Below are 22,840 nucleotides of genomic sequence, written 5' to 3'. Positions count from 1 at the left end.
TCTCAATGGCTATTGCCTCAGTGTACCAGCGTCAGCGGGTTCGCCTGCTTTTAGCGCTGCTGACGGGTGCCTCTGGCACCCTTGCGTTCTCTCCGTATGACTTCTGGCCGGCCGCGCTGATTTCGCTGGCCGGTCTGCTGGCTTTAACCCTCGACCGCTCCACCCGTCAGGCAACGGCCATCGGCTTTGTCTGGGGCTTTGGCCTGTTCGGCAGCGGGATAAACTGGGTCTATGTCAGCATCGCCACCTTTGGCGGCATGCCCGGCCCGGTTAACGTCTTCCTGGTGGTGCTGCTGGCGGCATATCTGTCGCTGTTCACCATGCTGTTTGCTGCCCTGCTCAACCGGATGTTCCCGAAAAAATCCCTGCTGCGCCTGACGGTAGCCGCGCCGGTACTGTGGCAAATAACCGAGTTTCTGCGCGGCTGGATCCTGACCGGCTTCCCGTGGCTACAGTTTGGCTACAGCCAGATTGATGGTCCGCTGAAAGGGCTGGGACCGCTGACCGGTGTGGAAGGGATAACCTTTGTCCTGATGATTGTCGCCGGGCTGGCAGTCTTTGCGGCGGTGCATCGCAACTGGATGGCTGCTATTGCCGCGCTGGCTCTGCTGCTGCTGCCATGGCCGCTGCGTCAGATCAGCTGGTATCAGGCGATGCCGGAACGTGAAGTTGACGTTGCGCTGGTGCAGGGCAACATTCCACAGTTGCTGAAGTGGGACCCCAACCAGCTGATTAGCACGCTGCGGACTTATACCTCACTCAGCCGCCCCTATGTTGGCAAAGCCCCGCTGATTATCTGGCCGGAGTCCGCAATCCCGGACCTCGAAAGCAATCAGCAGCCGTTCCTTAAGTCGATGGATGAAGAACTGCGCGCCAACGGCAGCAGCCTGATCACCGGGATTGTCGACTCCCGGCTGGAGAATAACCGCTATCACGATTACAACTCGATCATCGTGCTGGGCGGCGACAGGCCATACGATTACAACAGCACCAACCGCTACCAGAAAAACCATCTGGTGCCGTTCGGCGAGTTTGTGCCGCTGGAAACCCTGCTTCGTCCGTTAGCGCCGTTCTTCGATCTGCCAATGTCCTCGTTCAGCCGCGGTGCCTACATCCAGCCGCAGTTGAAAGTGGCCGGATACAATCTGACTGCCGCGATCTGCTATGAGATCGTGCTGGGGCAGCAGGTCAGGGATAATTTCCGCCCAGATACCGACTTCCTGCTGACCATCTCTAATGACGCCTGGTTCGGTCACTCTATCGGCCCGTGGCAGCACTTCCAGATGGCGCGAATGCGTGCTCTTGAACTGGGCCGTCCGCTGCTGCGCGATACAAACAACGGTGTGACTGCCGTGGTGAACGCTGATGGCAATGCAGAAGAGATGATCCCGCAGTTCAAAGCCGACGTACTGGCAACCAAAATCACCCCGACTCAGGGACTGACGCCGTATGCCCGTTTTGGCAACTGGACGGTATGGATAATCACGCTGCTGTTTGGTCTGGCAGCGGTCATCACCGGCTGGCGTAATCGCCGCTAATCCTTTCCTGAAAGCGCTGAACTCTGTTCGGCGTTTTTTTTGGAACCTCCCACCTCCCCGCACCACTAAGCACATCCTGCTGAGAAATGTTTTAACAAAAACATTTTGGCACGATGATTGCAAAATATTACGGCGAGAACCGCTGAACAGTTTGCAGTTAGCCATACAGAACCGGCGTACGCACCATCAGGGCTCATGAAATGCCCCAGGGCGGAGCATTGCTCAAAACATTGCCTCGATTTGGTGCGGCATACTTCGCAAAAAAGAAACTTTTTTGTTTCATTGCATTAACATTCAGCTATGTTAGGGCTTTTCAGGTGCGGTTACGCCCTGGGATTAAAAAGAAAAGCAGCAGGAAATAAACATAACATCACAATCGGCGCACTTTTAAGGCGTCACACTTTGAAGGAGTTGGAGATGAAATTACGGAAACTGGGGCTGTGCCTGGCACTGGCTGGCCTTGCATCCGGACTCGCCCATGCAGAAGATGCACCGCAAACGTCCACGCTGGATAAAATTGCTAAAAACGGCGTCATCGTCGTTGGTCACCGCGAATCTTCTGTTCCTTTCTCTTACTACGATAATCAGCAAAAAGTTGTTGGCTATTCTCAGGATTATTCCAACGCCATTGTGGCGGCAATTAAAGCCAAGCTGAATAAGCCGGATCTGCAGGTAAAAATGCTGCCGATCACCTCGCAGAACCGTATTCCGCTGCTGCAAAACGGCACCTACGATTTTGAGTGTGGCTCCACCACCAATAACGCCGAGCGCCAGCAGCAGGCTGCGTTCTCCGATACTATCTTTGTGATCGGCACCCGTTTACTGGTTAAAAAAGGTAGCCCGATCAAAGACTTCCCGGACCTGAAAGGGAAAACCGTGGTGGTCACCTCCGGTACCACTTCTGAAATTCTGCTTAACAAGCTGAATGACGAGAAGAAAATGGGTATGCGCATCATCAGCGCCAAAGATCACGGGGACTCTTTCCGCACGCTGGAAAGCGGCCGTGCCGTGGCCTTTATGATGGATGATGCCCTGCTGGCTGGTGAACGTGCAAAAGCCAAAAAACCGGATAACTGGGTCATCGTCGGTACGCCACAGTCGAAAGAAGCCTATGGCTGTATGCTACGCAAAGGTGACACTACCTTTAAACAGCTGATGGATGACACCATCGCCAAAGAGCAGACCTCGGGCGAAGCAGGCAAATGGTTTGATAAGTGGTTCAGCCAGCCTATTCCACCAAAAAACCTCAACATGAATTTCGCCCTGTCTGACGATATGAAAGCCACTTTCAAAACGCCAAACGACAAGGCACTGAACTAATAACGAAAATAAGGGCGGCAAGCCGCTGCCCTATGATTGTTGAAAACAGGCTCGGACAGACAACAGCCTGAAACTGCCGCCGCAAAGTGGCAGGCATTCAGGCAAAGGTGCGAAGTGGTCGTTCCCCATGACGCACAGCAAGAAGCCTCTCATCAATCTTCAGGGTAGCTTCGCTACCCTTTTTTTCTACTGGAGTTATTTATGTCAATCGATTGGAACTGGGGAATATTCCTGCAACAGGCCCCTTTCGGTAATACCACCTATCTGGGATGGCTGTGGGCCGGCTTTAAAGTCACCATTGCCGTGTCGATCTGCGCCTGGATTATCGCTTTCTTTGTCGGTTCGCTGTTTGGTATCCTGCGCACCGTGCCCAACCGCCTGCTCTCTGCCATCGGCACCTGTTACGTCGAACTGTTCCGTAACGTACCGCTGATCGTGCAGTTCTTTATCTGGTACCTGGTGGTGCCGGAGCTGCTGCCGGAATCCATCGGCACCTGGTTTAAATCCGAGCTGGATCCGAATATTCAGTTCTTTACCTGCTCGGTGATCTGTCTGGGGCTGTTTACCGCTGCCCGCGTCTGTGAGCAGGTGCGGGCTGCGATCCAGTCGCTGCCACGCGGGCAGAAAAACGCCGGGCTGGCGATGGGCCTGACGCTGCCGCAGACTTACCGTTACGTTTTGCTGCCCAATGCCTATCGGGTGATTGTGCCACCGATGACCTCGGAAATGCTTAACCTGGTGAAAAACTCCGCTATCGCCTCCACTATCGGGCTGGTCGATATGGCGGCGCAGGCGGGCAAGCTGCTGGACTACTCCGCACACGCCTATGAATCATTTACCGCTATTACCGTTGCCTATATTGGCATCAACGTGGTGGTGATGCTGCTGATGAGCCTGGTGGAACGTAAAGTTCGCCTGCCCGGCGGCATGGGAGGCAAATAATGTACGATTTTGACTGGAGCACTATTGTTCCAAACCTGCCTTACCTGTTGAACGGTATGGTGATCACGCTGAAAATCACCATTACGGCGGTGGTCTTCGGGATTATCTGGGGCACGCTGCTGGCGGTGATGCGCCTGTCCAGCTTCAAGCCGATCAGTTGGTTCGCCAAGCTGTACGTCAACCTGTTCCGCTCCGTGCCGCTGGTGATGGTGCTTTTGTGGTTCTATCTGGTGGTGCCGAGCTTCCTGCAGCAGGTGCTTGGCCTGTCGCCTAAAACCGATATCCGTCTGATCTCCGCGATGGTGGCGTTCTCGCTGTTTGAAGCCGCCTACTATTCGGAAATTATTCGCGCCGGGATCCTGAGTATTGCCCGTGGTCAGGGGAATGCCGCGCTGGCGCTGGGAATGACACACTGGCAATCCATGCAGCTGATTATCCTGCCGCAGGCGTTCCGCGCCATGGTGCCACTGCTGCTCACCCAGGGCATCGTTCTGTTTCAGGATACCTCACTGGTTTACGTACTCAGTCTTGCCGACTTCTTCCGTACCGCCGACACCATCGGCATTAACAACGGAACCGAGATTGAAATGGTACTGTTCGCCGGTGCCGTCTATTTCGTTATCAGCCTTAGCGCTTCACTGTTGGTCAGCTATTTAAAGAAAAAAAGGACAGTTTAAATGATTACCCTGAAAAACGTTTCGAAGTGGTATGGTCACTTTCAGGTACTGACCGACTGCTCTACTGAAGTTAAAAAAGGCGAAGTAGTGGTAGTTTGCGGCCCGTCAGGCTCCGGCAAATCGACCCTGATTAAAACGGTGAACGGTCTGGAGCCGATCCAGCAGGGCATCATTGAGGTCAACGGCACAGGCGTAAATGACAAACGTACTAACCTCGCCCAGTTGCGCTCCAAAGTCGGCATGGTGTTCCAGCATTTTGAACTGTTCCCTCATCTGACCATCGCCGAGAACCTGACAATTGCTCAGGTAAAAGTGCTCAAACGCAACAAAGAAGAAGCGCGGCAGAAAGGGCTGAAGCTGCTGGAGCGTGTCGGCCTCTCTGCCCACGCCGACAAGCATCCTGGCCAGCTTTCCGGCGGCCAGCAGCAGCGCGTGGCCATCGCCCGTGCGCTGTGCATGGACCCTATCGCCATGCTGTTTGATGAACCCACTTCGGCACTGGATCCGGAAATGATCAACGAAGTGCTGGATGTCATGGTCGAACTGGCAAATGAAGGCATGACCATGATGGTGGTGACCCACGAAATGGGCTTCGCCCGCAAGGTGGCGAACCGGGTGATCTTTATGGATGAAGGCAAGATTGTGGAAGATTCGCCGAAAGATGACTTCTTCAATAATCCTCAGTCAGATCGCGCGAAAGACTTCCTCGCCAAAATCCTGCATTAATTTTCTGTCAGCCCGAATTAAGCCTTACATGGCAATTCGGGCAATTGACTTAAAGATCTGAAGCAACAAGAATACAGGCTGGGAATAAAGCGTCTCGCGCCATGGACGGTGCTTTTTGCGTCTTTATGAGCAGCCAGTGTTCCCCGCGCCTGCGCTGTTTTACCCTGATTTACCCTCAACCTATGGTTCAAACGGCTGCCGCTGGAACTGATCGTTACCGCATTCCGGGCAGCGCGTCAGCGTCTCAGGCGTGTAGATTGCCCGGGTAAACTGGCATTTTTCACACACCAGATTACCCAGCCCCACCACTTCTCCACTCTGATAAACCCCGTGATGGTTCAGATCCTGAAACACTTCGCGCCACTCCAGCTGGCTCTTATCGGTAATATCCGCCAGTTCCTTCCATACGCTTTCGCGGATAATACGCATAAACACGCTGTCACTCTTCTCATCCTGAGTTTCCGTATAGCTGCGGGCAAACTCCTCCAGATCCCGCCGGACCGCCCTGGTCACATCATCAATCTGACTGCGGGTCAGCTCGCCCCGATTATTCATTCGCTGCCGGGCACTCTCCACCAGAGCATCAATATCATGATCGCCCTTATTAATCCTCTCGGTCAGGGAGGAAAGCAGTTCGCGGTAATACTGAGCAACCTTGTTCATTTTTTCTCCTTCATCTGCCAGCTGTTTACGCTATTAATTCTAGCGGCATTACCAATATTACGCGGAGATGACTGCGAAATTTGCCTGCCGTCTTCCAGCTTGCAGAGAAATGCCCCTTGTCTGGCCGGATACTGTTGTTGCGCCGGGGCCGAATCAGCTATGCTATGCGGATCTGAACGAACTCATAAAGTTTACAAAGGACCACTGGCTGCCATGCAAGAGCAATACCGCCCGGAAGAGATAGAATCCCATGTACAAAAACACTGGGATGAGAAGCAAACGTTCAAAGTGACCGAAGAGGAAGGTAAAGAGAAGTATTACTGCCTCTCCATGCTACCCTATCCTTCTGGCCGCCTACATATGGGCCACGTTCGTAACTACACCATCGGTGATGTAATCTCCCGCTACCAGCGTATGCTGGGCAAAAACGTGCTGCAGCCCATTGGCTGGGATGCGTTTGGCCTGCCAGCAGAAGGCGCTGCGGTGAAAAACAACACGGCTCCCGCACCGTGGACCTACGACAACATCGACTACATGAAGAACCAGCTCAAATTGCTGGGCTTTGGCTATGACTGGAGCCGTGAACTGGCGACCTGCCAGCCGGAATACTATCGCTGGGAACAGTGGTTCTTCACCAAACTGTATGAAAAAGGTCTGGTCTATAAAAAGACTTCTGCTGTTAACTGGTGCCCACACGACCTGACCGTTCTGGCAAATGAGCAGGTGATCGACGGCTGCTGCTGGCGCTGCGATACCAAAGTTGAGCGCAAAGAGATCCCACAGTGGTTCGTGAAAATTACCGATTATGCGGATGAGTTGCTAAACGACCTGGACAAGCTGGAAAGCTGGCCGGAGCAGGTGAAAACCATGCAGCGCAACTGGATCGGCCGCTCTGAAGGTGTGGAAATCACCTTTGACGTTGCCGACAGCAGTGAAAAACTCAGCGTTTACACCACCCGCCCGGACACCTTTATGGGCGTGAGCTACCTGGGCGTCGCTGCCGGTCACCCTCTGGCAGCACAGGCTGCTGCGAGCAATCCGGCACTGGCCGACTTTATCAATGAGTGCCGTAACACCAAAGTTGCCGAAGCTGAAATGGCGACGATGGAGAAAAAAGGCATGGCAACCGGCCTGTTCGCCATCCACCCACTGAGCGGTGAAAAACTGCCGGTGTGGGTCGCTAACTTTGTGCTGATGGAATACGGCACCGGTGCCGTGATGGCTGTACCTGGCCATGACCAGCGTGACTGGGAATTTGCCACCAAATACGATCTGCTGGTGAAACCAGTGATCCTCAATGCCGATGGCAGCGAGCCGGACCTGAGCGCTTCAGCGATGACCGAAAAAGGCACGCTGTTCAACTCTGGCGAGTATAACGGCCTGTCATATGAAGAAGGCTTTAACGCCATCGCCGATCAACTGGCCGCGAAAGGTGTCGGTGAGCGTAAGGTTAACTACCGCCTGCGCGACTGGGGTGTCTCCCGCCAACGCTACTGGGGCGCACCAATCCCAATGGTGACCCTGTTCGATGGCACCGTAATGCCAACACCAGAAGACCAACTACCGGTGATCCTGCCGGAAGATGTGGTGATGGACGGTATCACCAGCCCGATCAAAGCCGATCCTGAGTGGGCAAAAACCACCGTTAACGGCCAGCCTGCGCTGCGCGAAACCGATACCTTTGACACCTTTATGGAGTCCTCCTGGTACTACGCACGCTACACCTGCCCGGACTACGACAAAGGCATGCTGGACCCGGCTGCGGCCAACTACTGGCTGCCTGTCGATCAGTATGTTGGCGGTATCGAACACGCCATCATGCACCTGCTGTACTTCCGCTTCTACCACAAACTGCTGCGTGATGCTGGCCTGGTGAACTCTGACGAGCCAGCCAAACGCCTGCTGTGCCAGGGTATGGTCCTGGCTGATGCGTTCTACTATCTGGGCACCAGCGGTGAACGTAACTGGGTTTCTCCGGTTGATGTAACCGTTGAGCGCGACGAGAAAGGCCGCATAACCAAAGCCACCGACGAAGCGGGCCACGAGCTGGTCTACGCGGGCATGAGCAAAATGTCGAAGTCGAAAAACAACGGCATCGACCCGCAGGTCATGGTTGAGCGTTACGGCGCGGATACCGTCCGTCTGTTTATGATGTTCGCTTCCCCGGCTGAAATGACGCTGGAGTGGCAGGAATCCGGTGTGGAAGGCGCAAACCGCTTCCTGAAGCGCGTCTGGAAACTGGTTTACGAGCACACTGAAAAAGGCGCCACCGCGCCCCTGGATGTCGCTTCACTGAACGAAGACCAGAAAGCGCTGCGTCGCGACCTGCACAAAACCATCGCCAAAGTGGCCGATGACATTGGCCGCCGACAGACTTTCAACACCGCCATTGCGGCAATCATGGAGCTGATGAACAAGCTGGCCCGTGCGCCACAGGAAAGTGAGCAGGATCGTGCGCTGATGCAGGAAGCGCTGCTGGCCGTGGTTCGCATGCTATACCCGTTCACCCCGCACGCCAGCTTCACACTGTGGCAGGCGCTGGGCGGCATTGGCGACGCGGATAACGCGCCGTGGCCAGTGGCTGACGAAGACGCGATGGTGGAAGATTCTGTGCTGGTCGTCGTGCAGGTTAATGGTAAAGTACGTGGCAAAATTACCGTTCCGGCAGACAGCACGCAGGAGCAGGTTCAGGCTCGTGCCGCGCAGGAGCATCTGGTCGCCAAATATCTTGCTGGCGTCACCATTCGTAAAGTGATTTACGTACCGGGCAAGCTGCTTAACCTGGTCGTGGGTTGATGTCAGGAGGAATCGTGCGACATCCGATAATGTCAGTGTTGCTGGGCCTGGCGGTGTTGATCACCGCGGGCTGCGGCTTTCACCTGCGCGGGACCACTTCGGTCCCGCCGGAAATGAAAACCCTGATTGTTGATACAGGGGATCCGTATGGACCAATGGCTCGTGCGGTGCGTGAAGAACTGCGTCTGAACAACGTGACGGTGCTGGAAAAACCGGGCCTACGTAAAGATGTGCCTTCTCTGCGTCTGGGTGCGGAAACTCAGAGCCAGGATACGGCGACGATTTTCCAGGACGGTAAAACGGCGGAGTACTCGCTGATGATGACCGTCAGCGCACAGATACTGGTACCTAATAAAGGCATCTACCCGATCAGCGCCACCGTTTATCGTTCTTTCTTCGATAACCCGCTGGCCGCGCTGGCAAAAGACTCCGAGCAGAGCATTATCGTCAGTGAAATGCGTACCCAGGCTGCCCAGCAGCTGGTGCGTAAGCTGCTGACCGTGCATATTGCGGAGAACGATGCATCAGTGAATACGCTGGGGTCCACACCTTCGGCTGTTGACCAGACCACACCGCGTTCCGCCCTGCCTGACAACTCCTACGCCAGATGATCAGGATCTATCCTGAGCAACTCAGCGCGCAGCTCCATGAGGGGCTGCGCACTTGTTATATCCTTACCGGAAACGAACCTTTGCTGCTGCAGGAGTCGCAGGATGCCGTGCGCGCTGCAGCCCAGCAGCAGGGGTTTACTGAACATTTCAGCATCGTGCTCGACACGCATACCGACTGGGACGCCATCTTTTCTACCTGTCAGGCACTCAGCCTGTTTGCCAGCCGCCAGACGCTGATGCTGACGCTGCCGGAAAACGGCCCCAATGCCGCTATGGCTGAACAGTTGGTGATGCTTTCCACCCTGCTGCATGCCGATATCCTGCTGCTGCTGCGGGCAAGCAAGCTGACCAAAGCGCAGGAAAACAGCGCCTGGTTTAAAGCGCTGAGCGCCCATGCCGTGGTGGTTCCCTGCCAGACGCCGGAACAGGCCCAGCTACCGCGCTGGGTTGCCGCCCGTGCGAAAAACATGAAGCTGTCGCTGGACGATGCGGCGATCCAGCTGCTTTGCTACTGCTATGAAGGAAATCTGCTGGCGCTGTCCCAGGCTCTGGAGCGCCTGTCGCTGCTCTGGCCGGACGGCAAACTGACGCTGCCGAGGGTTCAACAGGCAGTGAACGATGCCGCGCACTTCACACCTTTCCACTGGGTGGATGCGTTGCTGGCCGGGAAAAGTAAGCGGGCGCAACATATTCTGCGCCAGATGCAGGCCGAAGACAGCGAGCCGGTGATCCTGCTGCGCACGGTGCAGCGTGAGCTGATGATGCTGTTAACTTTGCAGCGCCAGATGAGCAACACGCCGCTGCGGACTCTATTCGACCAGCATCGCGTATGGCAGAACCGCCGGCCATTGTTCAGTGAAGCCCTGCAGCGTTTGTCTGCCAGGCAGCTGGCCCAGGCGATCCACCTGCTGATGCGCATCGAACTGACGCTGAAACAGGATTATGGCCAGAGCGTCTGGTCAGAACTGGAAACGTTGTCGCTGCTGCTGTGCAGCAAATCATTTCCTGAGCACTTCTGCGATGTCTGAGCACAAAAGTCTCCAGGCGCTGTTTGGCGGCACTTTTGATCCCATCCATTATGGTCATCTGCAACCTGCCGAAGCGCTGGCGAAGCTGGCCGGGCTGCAGAAAATCACCCTGATGCCCAATAATGTGCCCCCACACCGTCCACAGCCTGAAGCCTCAGCGGCTCAGCGGATTAAGATGGTTGAGCTGGCAATAGCGGGTAACCCGTTGTTCAATATCGACCTGCGGGAAATGAAGCGCGACACGCCTTCGTACACTTTTGAGACGCTGGAAGCACTGCGTGCGGAACGCGGCAAACAACAGCCGCTGGCGTTTATCATCGGGCAGGATTCCTTGCTAACCTTACATAAATGGCACCGCTGGCAGGAACTGCTGACGCTGTGTCATCTGCTGGTGTGCAAACGTCCGGGTTATGACAGCAAACTGGAAACCCCGGAGCTGCAGCGCTGGCTGGAGGAGCATCAGGCTGACACTGCGGAAATCCTGCACCGGCAAGCAGCTGGCGGGATCTTTATGGCCGACACGCCGCTGGTTTCCATCTCCGCCACCGAAATTCGTGAACGTCGCCATCGCGGTGACGCCTGCGAAGACCTCCTGCCTGCTGCCGTTCTGGCCTATATCGACGATCAGGGTTTATATCGAAACGCCGATCCACGTGGTATACTGCGCCGCTAAATTTTCCGGGCCTTCCCGGAGAAACCGTATTTTAGGTTATCGCCCGCCACGGATGACGATAATCCATCCGACTTAAACCCAAGGGGGAACCTTTTGCAAGGTCAAGCACTCCAAGACTTCGTCATTGATAAAATCGACGATCTGAAAGGCCAGGATATTGTTTCTGTTAACGTTCAGGGCAAATCCAGCATCACCGACTGCATGATTATCTGCACCGGTACCTCAACGCGCCACGTGGCATCTATCGCCGATCACGTGGTGCAGGAATCCCGCGCGGCGGGAATGAAACCGCTGGGCGTCGATGGCAAAGCCACGGCGGACTGGGTGGTGGTCGATCTCGGTGACGTGATTGTGCATGTGATGCAGGAAGAGAGCCGTCAGCTCTACGAACTCGAAAAACTCTGGAGTTAATGCGTGAAGTTGCAGCTGGTCGCCGTCGGCACCAAAATGCCAGATTGGGTGCAAACCGGATTTCTGGAATACCTGCGTCGTTTCCCTAAAGATATGCCGTTTGAGCTGACCGAAGTCCCGGCAGGCAAGCGTGGGAAAAATGCCGACATCAAACGCATCCTGGAAAAAGAGGGTGAACTGATGCTGGCTGCAGTGGGCAAAGGCAACCGCATTGTGACCCTGGATATTCCGGGGCAGCCGTGGGAAACTCCACAGCTGGCCACGCAGCTTGAACGCTGGAAACAGGATGGCCGCGATGTCAGCCTGCTGATCGGTGGGCCGGAAGGCCTTTCACCAGCCTGTAAAGCAGCGGCAGAGCAAAGCTGGTCACTCTCGGCGCTGACCCTGCCCCATCCGCTGGTTCGCGTGCTGGTCGCCGAGAGTTTGTATCGGGCATGGAGCATTACGGCGAACCATCCCTATCATCGCGAATAACCAAGATTAACCGGACACACTAAAGCAGCGGATGAAATTACAACGCAACTCCTTTCGTGACTATACCGCCGAGCAGACGCTGTTTGTTCGCCGGGCACTGATCGCTTTTATTGGCATCGTCCTGCTTTCCGGTATCCTGGTGGTGAACCTGTATCACCTGCAAATCATCCGTTATAACGACTACAGCACCCGCTCCAACGAAAACCGCATCAAACTGGTGCCGGTGGCCCCCAGCCGCGGCATTATTTTCGACCGCAATGGCGTCCCTCTGGCGCTGAACCGCACCATTTACCAGATTGAGCTGGTGCCGGAGAAGGTCGAGAATCTGGAAAAAACCCTGCTGGCACTGCGCCCGATCGTCGACCTGACCGACGAAGATTTGGTGGCCTTTGAAAAAGAGCGCAAGCGCTCACGCCGCTTCACCTCAATTCCGGTGAAGACCGGCCTGAATGATGTGCAGGTCGCCCGCTTTGCCGTCAATCAGTACGCTTTCCCGGGTGTGGAAGTAAAAGGCTATCAGCGCCGCTACTATCCCTATAATTCCGCACTGACCCACGTGCTGGGTTATGTCTCCAAAATTAACGATCGAGACGTTGACCGGCTGGATAAAGAGGGCAAATGGCCGAATTATGCCGCCACACACGATATCGGCAAGCTGGGGATCGAGCGCTATTACGAAGATATGCTGCACGGCAAAACCGGTTATGAAGAGGTTGAGGTGAACAACCGTGGCCGGGTAATCCGCCAGTTGCACGAGCAGACACCGCAGGCCGGTCAGGACATCTATCTCACCATCGATCTGAAACTGCAGCAGTATATTGAAACACTTCTGGCAGGCAGTCGTGCCGCCGTGGTGGTGACAGACCCGCGCAACGGCGATATCCTGGCGATGGTCTCGATGCCGAGCTATGACCCGAACCTGTTTGTCGACGGGATCAGCAGCAAAGACTACAACATGCTGCTTAACGATCCGAACCGTCCGCTGATTAACCGGGCCACTCAGGGCGCCTATCCCCCTGCCTCGACCGTGAAGCCTTACATTGCAGTTTCAGCTCTCTCTGCAGGCGTAATCAATCGTAACACCAGCCTGTTCGATCCGGGTTGGTGGCAGCTGCCCGGTTCGGAAAAACGCTTCCGCGACTGGAAACACTGGGGCCATGGGCGGCTGAACGTGACCAAATCACTGGAAGAGTCAGCGGATACCTTTTTCTATCAGGTCGCTTATGACATGGGCATCGATCGCCTGTCAGAATGGATGAACAAATTTGGTTACGGGCATCTGACCGGGATCGACCTGGTGGAAGAAACGCCGGGCAACATGCCAACCCGCGACTGGAAAATGAAGCGCTTTAAAAAGCCGTGGTACCAGGGCGATACCATCCCGGTGGGGATTGGTCAGGGCTACTGGACGGCAACGCCGGTACAGATGAACAAGGCAATGATGATCCTGATTAACGACGGGGTGATCAAAACGCCGCACCTGATGTCTTCGAGCGTGGTCGATAACGTTAAGGTGCCCTATCGCCAGCCCGAGACGCCGCCCGTGGCGGATATCCATAACGGTAACTGGGAAATTGCCAAAGACGGCATGTACGGTGTGGCTAACCGGCCAAACGGTACGGCGCGTAAAAGCTTTGCCGATGCACCTTACAAAATTGCGGCCAAATCCGGGACGGCTCAGGTATTTGGCCTGAAGGCTAACGAGACTTATAACGCACATAAAGTGTCAGAACTGCTGCGAGACCATAAGCTGATGACTGCTTTTGCTCCTTACGACAATCCCCGCGTGGCGGTGACCATGATCCTGGAGAACGGCGGTGCTGGTCCGGCGGTGGGTACCATCATGCGTCAAATCCTCGACCATATTATGCTCGGGGATAACAATACCAACCTGCCGGATGCGTCACCGCTGCCGTCCGGCTATGAAGGTGAATAACCATGAATGACAGTCATCAGAAACGCACTATCTGGACACGCATTCACGTTGATCCAACCTTCTTTATCCTGATCGCCGCCCTGCTGGTGTACAGCGCTCTTGTTATCTGGAGCGCCAGCGGTCAGGATCCGGGCATGATGGAGCGTAAGCTCGGACAGATTGCGATGGGCGTGGTGATAATGCTGGTGATGGCGCAGATCCCGCCCAGGGTGTACGAGGGCTGGGCACCCTATCTTTATATTCTCTGCGTGATATTGCTGATCGCCGTGGATGCCTTCGGCCATATCAGTAAAGGTGCACAGCGCTGGCTGGATCTGGGCGTGGTGCGTTTTCAGCCTTCGGAGATCGCCAAGATTGCCGTGCCGCTGATGGTCGCCCGCTTTATTAACCGCGACGTCTGCCCGCCAACGCTGAAAAATACCGCCATCGCGCTGGTGCTGATCTTTATGCCGACGCTGCTGGTGGCGGCACAGCCTGACCTGGGCACCGCGATCCTGATTGCCTCTTCCGGGCTGTTTGTTCTGTTCCTGTCGGGCATGAGCTGGAAGCTGATCCTCGTGGCGGTGCTGATGGTAGCGGCCTTTGTTCCGGTACTGTGGTTCTTCCTGATGCATGACTATCAGCGCGACCGCGTGATGATGCTGCTCGACCCGGAGAGTGACCCGCTGGGGGCCGGTTATCACATTATTCAGTCGAAAATCGCCATCGGTTCTGGCGGCCTGCGTGGCAAAGGGTGGCTGCACGGTACCCAGTCGCAGCTGGAGTTCCTGCCCGAGCGCCATACCGACTTTATCTTTGCGGTTCTGGCAGAAGAATTAGGATTAGTCGGCGTGCTGATCCTGCTGGTACTCTACGTGCTGGTGATTATGCGTGGTCTGGTGATGGCCGCCCGTGCGCAGACAACCTTTGGCCGCGTGATGGCCGGAGGGCTGATGCTGATCTTCTTTGTCTATGTTTTTGTTAACATTGGGATGGTGAGCGGCATTCTGCCTGTGGTCGGGGTTCCGCTGCCGCTGGTCAGTTACGGCGGTTCCGCTCTGATTGTTCTGATGGCCGGATTTGGCATAATCATGTCGATCCACACCCACCGAAAACTGTTGTCGAAAAGCGTTTAAGAGGCTTGAACATGCGTAAGGACTGGCTCTGGATTGGCCTGGCTGCAACTCTGCTGGCGGCCTGTAGTACCACTGAACAGCAGGCTCCTGCCCCACAACAGCCGGTCTATAACGGCCCGGTAGTGGAGATTGGCGGCGTGGACCCCATCTATGAACCGTTGAATCCCAATGCCAATCAGGACTACACGATGAACGGTAAAAAATACCGCATCGTGAAAGATCCTTCCAACTTCAGTGAAACCGGTCTGGCGACCTGGTACGGCGATGAAGCCAGCGGCAACCGCACGGCCAGCGGTGAGCAGTTCGATCCGGAAGGCCTGACGGCAGCTCATCCGACACTTCCCATTCCCAGCTATGTTCGCGTCACTAACCTGGCCAATGGCCGTCAGCTGGTGGTTCGCGTTAACGATCGCGGTCCTTACACGCCGGGGCGGATTATCGACCTGTCGAAAGCAGCGGGCGACCGCCTGAACATCTCCAACAATACTCGCGTAAAAGTGGACTTTATCAGCGTCGCACCAGATGGCACGCTGTCAGGCCCGGGCACTATTGGTACCCGCGTTGCCAAACAAAGCTATGCGCTGCCAGCCCGCCCGGATATTGGCGGCGGTATGGTGGTGATGGGCGCAGGTGCCGGGGCAGGATCCATGCCTCAACAGAGCCAGCCCATACAGCCTGTTCAACCAGTTGCCGGCCAGCAACAGCAACCGGAATCCCGCCCGGTGGACACCAGCAGCCTGAACAGTGACGACAACATGGGGGCACCGGTCCGAAGCAGTGGCTTTTTAGGAGCGCCTCAGCCGCTGCGTAACGGCGTGCTGGAAGGCAGCGAGCCTGTTGCGGCTCCAGCTTCTGCTCCTGATGCGGTGGCCGCTCCTGCGGCCGTTGCCGCGCCAGCCGCTGCAGCTTCAGCTCCCCGTGCGGCAGCTGGAACAACTTACGTCGTTCAGGTTGGCGCCGTCAGCGATCCAGCCCGCGCTCACCAGCTGATGACATCGCTGAGCAAAAAATTCGGCGTGCCCGGTGCCGTAGACAATCACGGCAACGTTTATCGTATTCAGTTGGGCCGCTTCAGCTCGCGTCAGCAGGCCAGTTCCCTGCAGCAGCGGCTGTCTGCTGAAGCCGGTCAATCCTCATTTATCACCGTCGCACCTGACAAAATGTAATGCTGCTCCGGCAGATCGTCTGCGGGTAACAGAGTGAAAACCTGTTAACCCGCACAGATAAAGACGGATGCCGGGCAGGACTGCTTTTGCTATAGTGAGTCACTTTTTTTAACTTAGCCACGGATGTTGTAGTCCTGAACATGAACAATCTGACCTCTACCCAACGACTCAAACGCCTGACGGCAGGTTCGCTGATTGCCCTCAGCCTCGCCTCTTTCGCCCACGCTGACGATGTGAACATTAAAACAATGATCCCCGGCGTGCCTGATATTGATGCTGAAGCCTATGTGCTGATGGACGCCAACTCCGGCAAGGTGCTGGCAGAAAAAAATGCCGATGCGCGCCGCGACCCGGCCAGTCTGACCAAAATGATGACCAGCTATGTCATCGGTCAGGCCGTTAAGGCAGGTAAAATTCATCAGGATGACGTGGTTACCGTGGGCAAAGATGCCTGGGCAACCGGCAACCCGGTGTTCAAAGGCTCTTCCCTGATGTTCCTGAAGCCTGGCGACCGCGTCCCGGTTTCCCAACTGACACGCGGTATCGTGCTGCAGTCCGGTAACGACGCCTGTGTGGCAATGGCCGACTATGTTGCCGGAAGCCAGGACGCTTTCGTCGGTCTGATGAACAACTACGTTAAGGCGCTCGGCCTGCAGAACACTCACTTCCAGACCGTTCACGGCCTGGATGCAGAAGGCCAGTACAGTTCCGCCCGTGATATGGCTCTGATTGGTCAGGCGCTGATCCGCGACGTTCCGGAAGAGTATGCCGTCTATAAAGAGAAAGAGTTCACCTTTAATAACATCCGCCAGATGAACCGTAACGGCCTGCTGTGGGATACCAGCCTGCAGGTTGATGGCATCAAAACCGGTCACACTGAAGCGGCAGGCTATAACCTGGTGGCTTCCGCGACCGAAGGCCAGATGCGTCTGATCTCTGCGGTGATGGGTGGTCACACCTATAAAGGCCGTGAAACTGAGAGCAAAAAGCTGCTGACCTGGGGCTTCCGCTTCTTCGAAACCGTGGCACCGCTGAAGGCTGGTAAAGAGTTCGCCTCAGAGCCAGTGTGGTTCGGTAACAGCGATCGCGTTCAGCTGGGCGTGGAAAAAGACGTTTATCTGACCATTCCACGTGGCCGGATGAAAGATCTGAAGGCCAGCTATACGCTGACCAACACCGAGCTGCACGCCCCGCTGACCAAAAACCAGGTAGTGGGCACCATCAACTTCCAGCTGGATGGTAAAACCATCGAGCAGCACCCGCTGGTGGTGCTGAACGATATGCCGGAAGGCGGCTTTATCGGTCGTATCGTCGATTATATCAAGCTGATGTTCCACCACTGGTTTGGTTAACAGCCTCTCCCCCGCATGATGCGACAACAAGAGGGCGGGATTTATTCCGCCCTTCATGCTGCGGTTTCTGCAACCACTGTTAACCCCTCTTGATTTCGGCGTGAATGCCCCCCATATTTGATTTATATCCAGGCTCCCGCTGCGGCGGGAGCCTTTGTTTTGGCGTTACCGGAGCTCCTATGAAAACCAATCTTAAAGAACTGCTCGAATTCCCTACTCCATTCACTTACAAAGTGATGGGACTGGCACAGCCAGAGCTGGTTGATCAGGTGGTTGAAGTTGTTCAGCGCCATGCCCCGGGTGACTACTCTCCGGACGTGAAGCCAAGCAGCAAAGGCAACTACCACTCGGTCTCCATCACCATCACGGCAACCCATATTGAGCAGGTGGAAACCCTGTACGAAGAGCTGGGCAAAATAGAAATCGTCCGGATGGTTCTGTAAGTCCCTCCCCTGGCCGGGAGCAGCTGGTTGTTGCTTCTGGTCAGCGTTATACTCCCCCCTTCTTTCATCAGCGGACTTCGCGTTTTGAACCAGGATACCTTACTGATCCGTCAGCTGGGCTTACAGCCGTGGACTACCGTCTCTCAGGCGATGCATGACTTTACCGATCGACGTGACGACACCACGCCGGATGAGATCTGGCTGGTGGAGCATCAGCCCGTGTTCACTCAGGGACAGGCGGGAAAAGCGGAACACCTGTTGATGCCGGGTAACATCCCGGTGATGCAGAGCGACCGTGGCGGTCAGGTGACCTATCACGGGCCAGGCCAGCAGGTGATGTATGTGATGATCAACCTTAAACGCCGCAAAGTGGGCGTCCGCCAGCTGGTCACTGCCATCGAACAGACGGTGGTCGATACGCTCGCGCATTTTGGCGTTGAAGCTGCAGCCAGAGCGGATGCGCCTGGCGTTTACGTCAGCAATAAAAAGATCTGCTCGCTGGGGCTGAGGATCCGTCAGGGCTGCTCGTTTCATGGCCTGGCGCTGAATATCAACATGGACCTGGCCCCCTTCCTGCGCATCAACCCCTGCGGTTATGCCGGGCTGGAGATGACCCAACTCAGCGCCCTGAAACCCGGCACCACCCTTTCCGACGTGCAGCCCCTGCTGATTGAAAACTTCGCCCGACTGCTGGCAATCCCTGAAGTTGCCTGGCTGGCAGACAATGAGCTGCCATAAAGGTAACCGTGCGTGCGGATTTACAATTCCGTCACAATTTCTCTCGCTGGCTGGCTGCAAGTCGCCAGCCGGAATGATATAATTTTTGCGCTTTTCTCAAATAAAGTTGAATACCATTATCACTCTTTGAGTTTTTGCGGCTGTCAGAGCGCATGCCAACCTGGAACTTGCAAGACTATGAGTAAACCCATTCAGATGGAACGCGGCGTTAAATACCGCGACGCAGACAAAATGGCCCTGATCCCGGTGAAAACCGTGGTCACTGAGCGCACGGAGATTTTACGTAAGCCGGAGTGGATGAAAATCAAGCTGCCAGCCGACTCCAGCCGCATCCAGGGCATTAAAGCCGCCATGCGCAAAAACGGCCTGCACTCCGTCTGTGAAGAGGCCTCCTGCCCTAACCTTGCAGAGTGTTTCAACCATGGTACGGCAACCTTTATGATCCTCGGGGCCATCTGCACCCGTCGCTGCCCGTTCTGCGATGTGGCCCACGGCCGTCCCGTCGCGCCAGATGCTAACGAGCCGGGGAAACTGGCCCAGACCATTGCAGATATGGCTCTGCGTTACGTGGTGATCACCTCGGTTGATCGCGATGACCTGCGTGATGGCGGCGCACAGCACTTTGCTGACTGTATTACCGCAATCCGCGAGAAAAGCCCGAGCATTAAGATTGAAACGCTGGTGCCGGACTTCCGTGGCCGTATGGATCGCGCGCTGGAGATCCTTAATGCCACGCCGCCAGACGTGTTCAACCACAACCTGGAAAACGTGCCGCGTGTTTACCGTCAGGTACGTCCGGGCGCTAACTACGAATGGTCGCTGAAGCTGCTGGAGCGCTTTAAAGAAGCGCATCCGGAGATCCCAACCAAGTCAGGTCTGATGGTGGGACTGGGCGAGACCAATGCGGAAATCGTTGAAGTGATGCGTGACCTGCGCCGCCATGGCGTGACCATGCTGACGCTGGGACAGTATCTGCAACCAAGCCGTCACCACCTGCCGGTTCAGCGCTACGTAAGCCCGGCGGAGTTTGATGAGATGAAAGAAGCAGCGATGGGGATGGGCTTCACGCATGCGGCCTGTGGCCCGTTCGTGCGCTCTTCCTATCATGCGGATATGCAGGCGAAAGGCCTGGAAGTGAAGTAAATCTCTTTTGCCATGCGGGGCGAATTTGGTTCGCCTGGCCGTTATATTTTTTTACAAACATACAACGAAAACAAAAAACGGATGACTCAGTCATCCGTTTTTTTATCTCGTCCGCAAGAGATTACTCTTTGTGAGCAACCTGCTCTGCAGGCTTCTCTTCTGCGGCCGGCGCTTTTTTAGCGGAAGTGTCGTCGTCACTCATGGCTTTTTTGAAGCCTTTAATCGCAGACCCCAGATCGCCACCGAGAGAACGTAACTTATTGGTTCCGAACAGTAACACGATCAGAGCACCGATGATCAGCAGCTTGGCAATACTGATACCTTCCATACACACCTTCTTTTTAAAATCTGACCTGATTTACGGTCAATAACAATAAAGTGTATTAACGCGCACATCACCGGTCAATACAACCGCAATCTGTAACAGAGTAATATCTGCACAGCTGCATCAGGGATAATATCAGATAAATCGGCTCAGGAAAGCCTGGAATCGGGGATGTTGTGGATTTACCAGCACCTCTTCCGGCGGTCCCTGCTCCACCACCACTCCGCCATCCATAAAGACCACCCGATCCGCGGCTTCGCGGGCAAAGCCAATTTCATGCGTCACCACCACCATCGTCAGCCCCCGATCGGCAAGGGTGCGCATGGTAGCCAGTACTTCCCCCACCAGCTCCGGATCCAGCGCCGAAGTTGGTTCGTCGAACAACATCAGCTTAGGCCGGATCGCCAGCGCGCGGGCAATCGCCACTCGCTGCTGCTGCCCGCCAGAAAGATGACGCGGCCAGGCATCCGCTTTATCACTCAACCCGACCGTAGCCAGCAGCTCGGTAGCGTGGCGTGTGGCCTCTTCCCGTGACTGCTTGTGCACGCCAATCGGCGCTTCGATGATATTCTGCAACACCGTCATATGCGGATAGAGGTTGAACTGCTGAAACACCATGCCAATCTCCTGGCGCTGACGGGCAATTTTCCGCGCCGACAGGCGGTGCAATATCCCTTTCTTCAGCTCATAGCCAACCTGATGGTCACCGACCATAATTGACCCGGCGTTCATATCTTCCAGATGGTTAATGCAGCGCAGGAAGGTGGATTTCCCGGAGCCGGACGGCCCGAGGATCACCACTACTTCACCAGGCATCACGTCCATATCGATGCCTTTCAGCACCTCATTATCGCCATAACTTTTCTGCACATTACGCGCGCGAACCAGCGGCTGAATTTCGCTCATACATCCTCCTTACGGACCAAAGGACGGTTGACCATCGGAGTGGCTTTGCGGTCCGATGCAGGCTGGCGACGCTTCGCCACTGTCACAGTACGGCGTACACCTCTGGAGTAGTAACGTTCAATCGCGGACTGACCGACATTGAGAATTGAAGTGATAAGCAAATACCAGATCACCGCTACCATCAGCATCGGGATCACTTCAAAGGTTCGGTTATACACCGACTGTACCGAATAGAGCAGATCGCCCATGGCGATAACACTCACCAGCGAGGTTGCCTTGATCATACTGATCAGCTGGTTGCCGGTTGGCGGGATAATCGAACGCATCGCCTGCGGAATAATAATACGGCGCAATGCGCGTGCGCGGCTCATCCCGAATGCCTGAGTCGTTTCCACCTGACCGTTATCCACCGACTGCAAACCACCACGAATGATTTCCGCCATGTAGGCCGCTTCATTCAATGCCAGACCCGCGATGGCAGCGGTCAACGGGGTGATAAGGTCGTTGGTGTTCCAGCTTGCGAATACCGGGCCGCCCAGCGGAATACCAAGGGTGATTTTTGGGAACAACGTTGACATGTTGTACCAGAATATCAGTTGCACCAGCAGCGGAGTGCCACGGAAGAACCAGATATACAGACCAGATAAACCACTCAGCAGACGATTATCCGACAGGCGGCAAACCGCCAGCAGCAAGCCCAGCAGGGTGCCGAGGATCATCGAGACCACGGTCAGCCCCAGCGTGACCTGCAGCCCCTTCATCACCGAAGCCTCGGTAAACCACTTCAGCACCACGCTCCACTCGAAATTGGGGTTGGTGGCTACCAGCCAGGCAAAGTTGGCGACAATCACCAGCACCACAATCCAGCAAACCAGGCGTCCATAGCGTGGTGCGCTGCGGGCGAAAGCCACATCGCGCTGTTGCACGTCTGCCCTTTCCCTGGCTCGTGAATCGGTGGTGCCTTTGATCATTTCGCTACCCCTTTCGCCAGGTTAACCCCCGGCTGCTTGATCATGTTGCCATCCAGTTTCCACTTCTTCATTATCGCCGCGTAAGTCCCGTTGGCGAACAGCTCTTTGTAACCGTCGAGTACCACTTTGCCCAGCTCAGAATCTTTCGGCACCACAGTGCCCTGGAAGATATCGCCAAAGCCGTTTTTCTTACCCTGACCGGTCAGTTCCAGCTGACCGTGCGCCTGGTCGACGAAATAGACCAGTGGTGCCTGAGAAGAGAAGAAGGCATCAGAGCGTTTGGAGCGTACTGCCAGGATAGAAGAGGGCTGGTCGGTGAAGGACTGCACCGTCACGGCTGGTTTACCGGCGGCGGTACAGACTTCTGACTGCTTGCGGATCACCTGCTCGGCAGAACCGGCAGCCATCACGGCAATACGTTTGCCGCAGGTATCATCCAGGCCGTTGATACTGGACGGGTTGCCTTTCTGCACGGCAAATACCACGAACTCCTGCACGAAATCGATAAAGTCGTTTTTCTCCTGGCGGTCCGGATAATCGCCAATCGGGCCGATGGCCAGCTGGTAACGACCCGATTTGATCCCGGCCAGCACGCCTGACAGGCCACTGACCGTTGCATGTTCAATTTTGATCCCCAGCATCTGCGCCAGTGCCTCGGTAAGATCGGCAGAAGCACCGGTCATGGAAGTCGGGCCTTCAACGATCTCGTACGGAGGGAAAGAACCGTTGTTTACCGAGATCATTTTACCAGCTTGTTTGATATCAGCGGGTAAACGATCGTGCAACGCCTGATCCATTTTCTGTGCCGGAATGGCATCTGCGGCCTGAGCCAGGCCCGCGGTTAAGCCCAGAGCCAGAGTGATGGCAGTGGCAATCTTCTTCATCA

General features: G+C 55.6%; 23 protein-coding genes. 18 read left to right on the top strand and 5 right to left on the bottom strand.

Annotated features, from left to right (window positions below):
• Window positions 1–5: 5 nt before the first annotated feature.
• The 5 genes from lnt to AC3Y5R_RS08475 all read left to right on the top strand — a co-directional run bounded on the left by lnt (window position 6) and on the right by AC3Y5R_RS08475 (window position 5,203).
• Complete coding sequence (lnt, locus tag AC3Y5R_RS08495) at window positions 6–1,538, top strand: apolipoprotein N-acyltransferase (RefSeq protein ID WP_489920969.1); 1,533 nt, start codon at window positions 6–8, stop codon at window positions 1,536–1,538.
• A 417-nt stretch (window positions 1,539–1,955) separates the two neighbouring features.
• A complete protein-coding gene (locus tag AC3Y5R_RS08490) occupies window positions 1,956–2,858 on the top strand; it encodes an amino acid ABC transporter substrate-binding protein (RefSeq protein ID WP_489920968.1) in 903 nt (300 codons plus the stop codon).
• A gap of 201 nt (window positions 2,859–3,059) precedes the next feature.
• Window positions 3,060–3,800, top strand: a complete 741-nt coding sequence (locus AC3Y5R_RS08485) for an amino acid ABC transporter permease (RefSeq protein ID WP_158780575.1) — start codon at window positions 3,060–3,062, stop codon at window positions 3,798–3,800.
• A complete protein-coding gene (gene gltK / locus AC3Y5R_RS08480) occupies window positions 3,800–4,477 on the top strand; it encodes a glutamate/aspartate ABC transporter permease GltK (protein ID WP_489920967.1) in 678 nt (225 codons plus the stop codon). The genes AC3Y5R_RS08485 and gltK overlap by 1 nt, the downstream gene beginning before the upstream one ends.
• Window positions 4,478–5,203, top strand: coding sequence for an amino acid ABC transporter ATP-binding protein (locus AC3Y5R_RS08475; RefSeq protein ID WP_489920966.1), 726 nt, complete (start codon window positions 4,478–4,480; stop codon window positions 5,201–5,203).
• Between the two features lie 180 nt (window positions 5,204–5,383).
• Here AC3Y5R_RS08475 and AC3Y5R_RS08470 read toward each other — a convergent pair whose 3' ends face one another.
• On the bottom strand, window positions 5,384–5,866 hold the full coding sequence (locus AC3Y5R_RS08470; RefSeq protein ID WP_158780578.1) for a zinc ribbon-containing protein: 483 nt from the start codon (window positions 5,864–5,866) through the stop codon (window positions 5,384–5,386).
• Window positions 5,867–6,079: 213 nt separating this feature from the next.
• Between AC3Y5R_RS08470 and leuS the strand changes: the two genes are divergently transcribed.
• The 13 genes from leuS (at window position 6,080) to lipA (ending at window position 19,752) form a co-directional block, all read left to right on the top strand.
• Window positions 6,080–8,662 (top strand): leucine--tRNA ligase, encoded by a 2,583-nt coding sequence (gene leuS / locus AC3Y5R_RS08465; RefSeq protein ID WP_489920965.1) that lies wholly within the window; start codon window positions 6,080–6,082, stop codon window positions 8,660–8,662.
• Between the two features lie 14 nt (window positions 8,663–8,676).
• Window positions 8,677–9,273 (top strand): LPS assembly lipoprotein LptE, encoded by a 597-nt coding sequence (gene lptE, locus AC3Y5R_RS08460; RefSeq protein WP_489920964.1) that lies wholly within the window; start codon window positions 8,677–8,679, stop codon window positions 9,271–9,273.
• Window positions 9,270–10,301 carry a DNA polymerase III subunit delta gene (gene holA / locus AC3Y5R_RS08455; RefSeq protein WP_489920963.1) on the top strand — a complete coding sequence of 344 codons (1,032 nt, stop codon included), beginning with the start codon at window positions 9,270–9,272 and terminating at the stop codon, window positions 10,299–10,301. Before lptE ends, holA begins: the two co-directional genes overlap by 4 nt.
• On the top strand, window positions 10,294–10,974 hold the full coding sequence (nadD, locus tag AC3Y5R_RS08450; protein ID WP_489920962.1) for a nicotinate-nucleotide adenylyltransferase: 681 nt from the start codon (window positions 10,294–10,296) through the stop codon (window positions 10,972–10,974). The genes holA and nadD overlap by 8 nt, the downstream gene beginning before the upstream one ends.
• Before the next feature lie 93 nt (window positions 10,975–11,067).
• Entirely contained in the window at window positions 11,068–11,385 is a 318-nt protein-coding gene (gene rsfS / locus AC3Y5R_RS08445) for a ribosome silencing factor (RefSeq protein WP_158783717.1), read from the top strand.
• Between the two features lie 3 nt (window positions 11,386–11,388).
• A complete protein-coding gene (rlmH, locus tag AC3Y5R_RS08440; RefSeq protein WP_158783718.1) occupies window positions 11,389–11,859 on the top strand; it encodes a 23S rRNA (pseudouridine(1915)-N(3))-methyltransferase RlmH in 471 nt (156 codons plus the stop codon).
• Window positions 11,860–11,890: 31 nt separating this feature from the next.
• On the top strand, window positions 11,891–13,795 hold the full coding sequence (mrdA, locus tag AC3Y5R_RS08435; protein ID WP_489920961.1) for a peptidoglycan DD-transpeptidase MrdA: 1,905 nt from the start codon (window positions 11,891–11,893) through the stop codon (window positions 13,793–13,795).
• 2 nt (window positions 13,796–13,797) lie between these two features.
• Window positions 13,798–14,910 (top strand): peptidoglycan glycosyltransferase MrdB, encoded by a 1,113-nt coding sequence (gene mrdB, locus AC3Y5R_RS08430; protein ID WP_158783720.1) that lies wholly within the window; start codon window positions 13,798–13,800, stop codon window positions 14,908–14,910.
• An 11-nt stretch (window positions 14,911–14,921) separates the two neighbouring features.
• Window positions 14,922–16,076 carry an endolytic peptidoglycan transglycosylase RlpA gene (gene rlpA / locus AC3Y5R_RS08425; RefSeq protein ID WP_489920960.1) on the top strand — a complete coding sequence of 385 codons (1,155 nt, stop codon included), beginning with the start codon at window positions 14,922–14,924 and terminating at the stop codon, window positions 16,074–16,076.
• A 140-nt stretch (window positions 16,077–16,216) separates the two neighbouring features.
• Window positions 16,217–17,428, top strand: a complete 1,212-nt coding sequence (gene dacA / locus AC3Y5R_RS08420) for a D-alanyl-D-alanine carboxypeptidase DacA (RefSeq protein ID WP_489920959.1) — start codon at window positions 16,217–16,219, stop codon at window positions 17,426–17,428.
• Window positions 17,429–17,607: 179 nt separating this feature from the next.
• Entirely contained in the window at window positions 17,608–17,871 is a 264-nt protein-coding gene (ybeD, locus tag AC3Y5R_RS08415) for a DUF493 family protein YbeD (RefSeq protein WP_158783723.1), read from the top strand.
• Between the two features lie 84 nt (window positions 17,872–17,955).
• Window positions 17,956–18,609, top strand: a complete 654-nt coding sequence (lipB, locus tag AC3Y5R_RS08410; RefSeq protein WP_489920958.1) for a lipoyl(octanoyl) transferase LipB — start codon at window positions 17,956–17,958, stop codon at window positions 18,607–18,609.
• Between the two features lie 177 nt (window positions 18,610–18,786).
• On the top strand, window positions 18,787–19,752 hold the full coding sequence (lipA, locus tag AC3Y5R_RS08405) for a lipoyl synthase (RefSeq protein WP_489920957.1): 966 nt from the start codon (window positions 18,787–18,789) through the stop codon (window positions 19,750–19,752).
• 121 nt (window positions 19,753–19,873) lie between these two features.
• Here lipA and tatE read toward each other — a convergent pair whose 3' ends face one another.
• The 4 genes from tatE to AC3Y5R_RS08385 all read right to left on the bottom strand — a co-directional run bounded on the left by tatE (window position 19,874) and on the right by AC3Y5R_RS08385 (window position 22,838).
• Window positions 19,874–20,080, bottom strand: coding sequence for a twin-arginine translocase subunit TatE (gene tatE / locus AC3Y5R_RS08400; protein WP_158783726.1), 207 nt, complete (start codon window positions 20,078–20,080; stop codon window positions 19,874–19,876).
• Between the two features lie 132 nt (window positions 20,081–20,212).
• Window positions 20,213–20,983: an amino acid ABC transporter ATP-binding protein gene (locus AC3Y5R_RS08395; protein WP_489920956.1), complete on the bottom strand. Its 771-nt coding sequence runs from the start codon at window positions 20,981–20,983 to the stop codon at window positions 20,213–20,215.
• Complete coding sequence (locus tag AC3Y5R_RS08390) at window positions 20,980–21,954, bottom strand: amino acid ABC transporter permease (RefSeq protein ID WP_489920955.1); 975 nt, start codon at window positions 21,952–21,954, stop codon at window positions 20,980–20,982. The genes AC3Y5R_RS08395 and AC3Y5R_RS08390 overlap by 4 nt, the downstream gene beginning before the upstream one ends.
• Entirely contained in the window at window positions 21,951–22,838 is an 888-nt protein-coding gene (locus AC3Y5R_RS08385; RefSeq protein WP_489920954.1) for an ABC transporter substrate-binding protein, read from the bottom strand. Before AC3Y5R_RS08385 ends, AC3Y5R_RS08390 begins: the two co-directional genes overlap by 4 nt.
• Window positions 22,839–22,840: the final 2 nt, after the last annotated feature.

This window comes from Erwinia sp. 009765445 (genome assembly GCF_058137865.1).
Note: the sequence above shows the minus strand (reverse complement) of the source record. Positions and strands in the feature narration are given on the sequence as shown.

Excerpts from the sequence above, each read along its gene's own strand:
- lnt (WP_489920969.1), top strand. The coding sequence starts at position 6 with ATGGCTATTGCCTCAGTGTACCAGCGTCAGCGGGTTCGCCTGCTTTTA.
- AC3Y5R_RS08490 (WP_489920968.1), top strand. The coding sequence starts at position 1,956 with ATGAAATTACGGAAACTGGGGCTGTGCCTGGCACTGGCTGGCCTTGCA.
- AC3Y5R_RS08485 (WP_158780575.1), top strand. The coding sequence starts at position 3,060 with ATGTCAATCGATTGGAACTGGGGAATATTCCTGCAACAGGCCCCTTTC.
- gltK (WP_489920967.1), top strand. The coding sequence starts at position 3,800 with ATGTACGATTTTGACTGGAGCACTATTGTTCCAAACCTGCCTTACCTG.
- AC3Y5R_RS08475 (WP_489920966.1), top strand. The coding sequence starts at position 4,478 with ATGATTACCCTGAAAAACGTTTCGAAGTGGTATGGTCACTTTCAGGTA.
- AC3Y5R_RS08470 (WP_158780578.1), bottom strand. The coding sequence starts at position 5,866 with ATGAACAAGGTTGCTCAGTATTACCGCGAACTGCTTTCCTCCCTGACC.
- leuS (WP_489920965.1), top strand. The coding sequence starts at position 6,080 with ATGCAAGAGCAATACCGCCCGGAAGAGATAGAATCCCATGTACAAAAA.
- holA (WP_489920963.1), top strand. The coding sequence starts at position 9,270 with ATGATCAGGATCTATCCTGAGCAACTCAGCGCGCAGCTCCATGAGGGG.
- nadD (WP_489920962.1), top strand. The coding sequence starts at position 10,294 with ATGTCTGAGCACAAAAGTCTCCAGGCGCTGTTTGGCGGCACTTTTGAT.
- mrdA (WP_489920961.1), top strand. The coding sequence starts at position 11,891 with ATGAAATTACAACGCAACTCCTTTCGTGACTATACCGCCGAGCAGACG.
- mrdB (WP_158783720.1), top strand. The coding sequence starts at position 13,798 with ATGAATGACAGTCATCAGAAACGCACTATCTGGACACGCATTCACGTT.
- rlpA (WP_489920960.1), top strand. The coding sequence starts at position 14,922 with ATGCGTAAGGACTGGCTCTGGATTGGCCTGGCTGCAACTCTGCTGGCG.
- dacA (WP_489920959.1), top strand. The coding sequence starts at position 16,217 with ATGAACAATCTGACCTCTACCCAACGACTCAAACGCCTGACGGCAGGT.
- ybeD (WP_158783723.1), top strand. The coding sequence starts at position 17,608 with ATGAAAACCAATCTTAAAGAACTGCTCGAATTCCCTACTCCATTCACT.
- lipA (WP_489920957.1), top strand. The coding sequence starts at position 18,787 with ATGAGTAAACCCATTCAGATGGAACGCGGCGTTAAATACCGCGACGCA.
- tatE (WP_158783726.1), bottom strand. The coding sequence starts at position 20,080 with ATGGAAGGTATCAGTATTGCCAAGCTGCTGATCATCGGTGCTCTGATC.
- AC3Y5R_RS08395 (WP_489920956.1), bottom strand. The coding sequence starts at position 20,983 with ATGAGCGAAATTCAGCCGCTGGTTCGCGCGCGTAATGTGCAGAAAAGT.
- AC3Y5R_RS08390 (WP_489920955.1), bottom strand. The coding sequence starts at position 21,954 with ATGATCAAAGGCACCACCGATTCACGAGCCAGGGAAAGGGCAGACGTG.
- AC3Y5R_RS08385 (WP_489920954.1), bottom strand. The coding sequence starts at position 22,838 with ATGAAGAAGATTGCCACTGCCATCACTCTGGCTCTGGGCTTAACCGCG.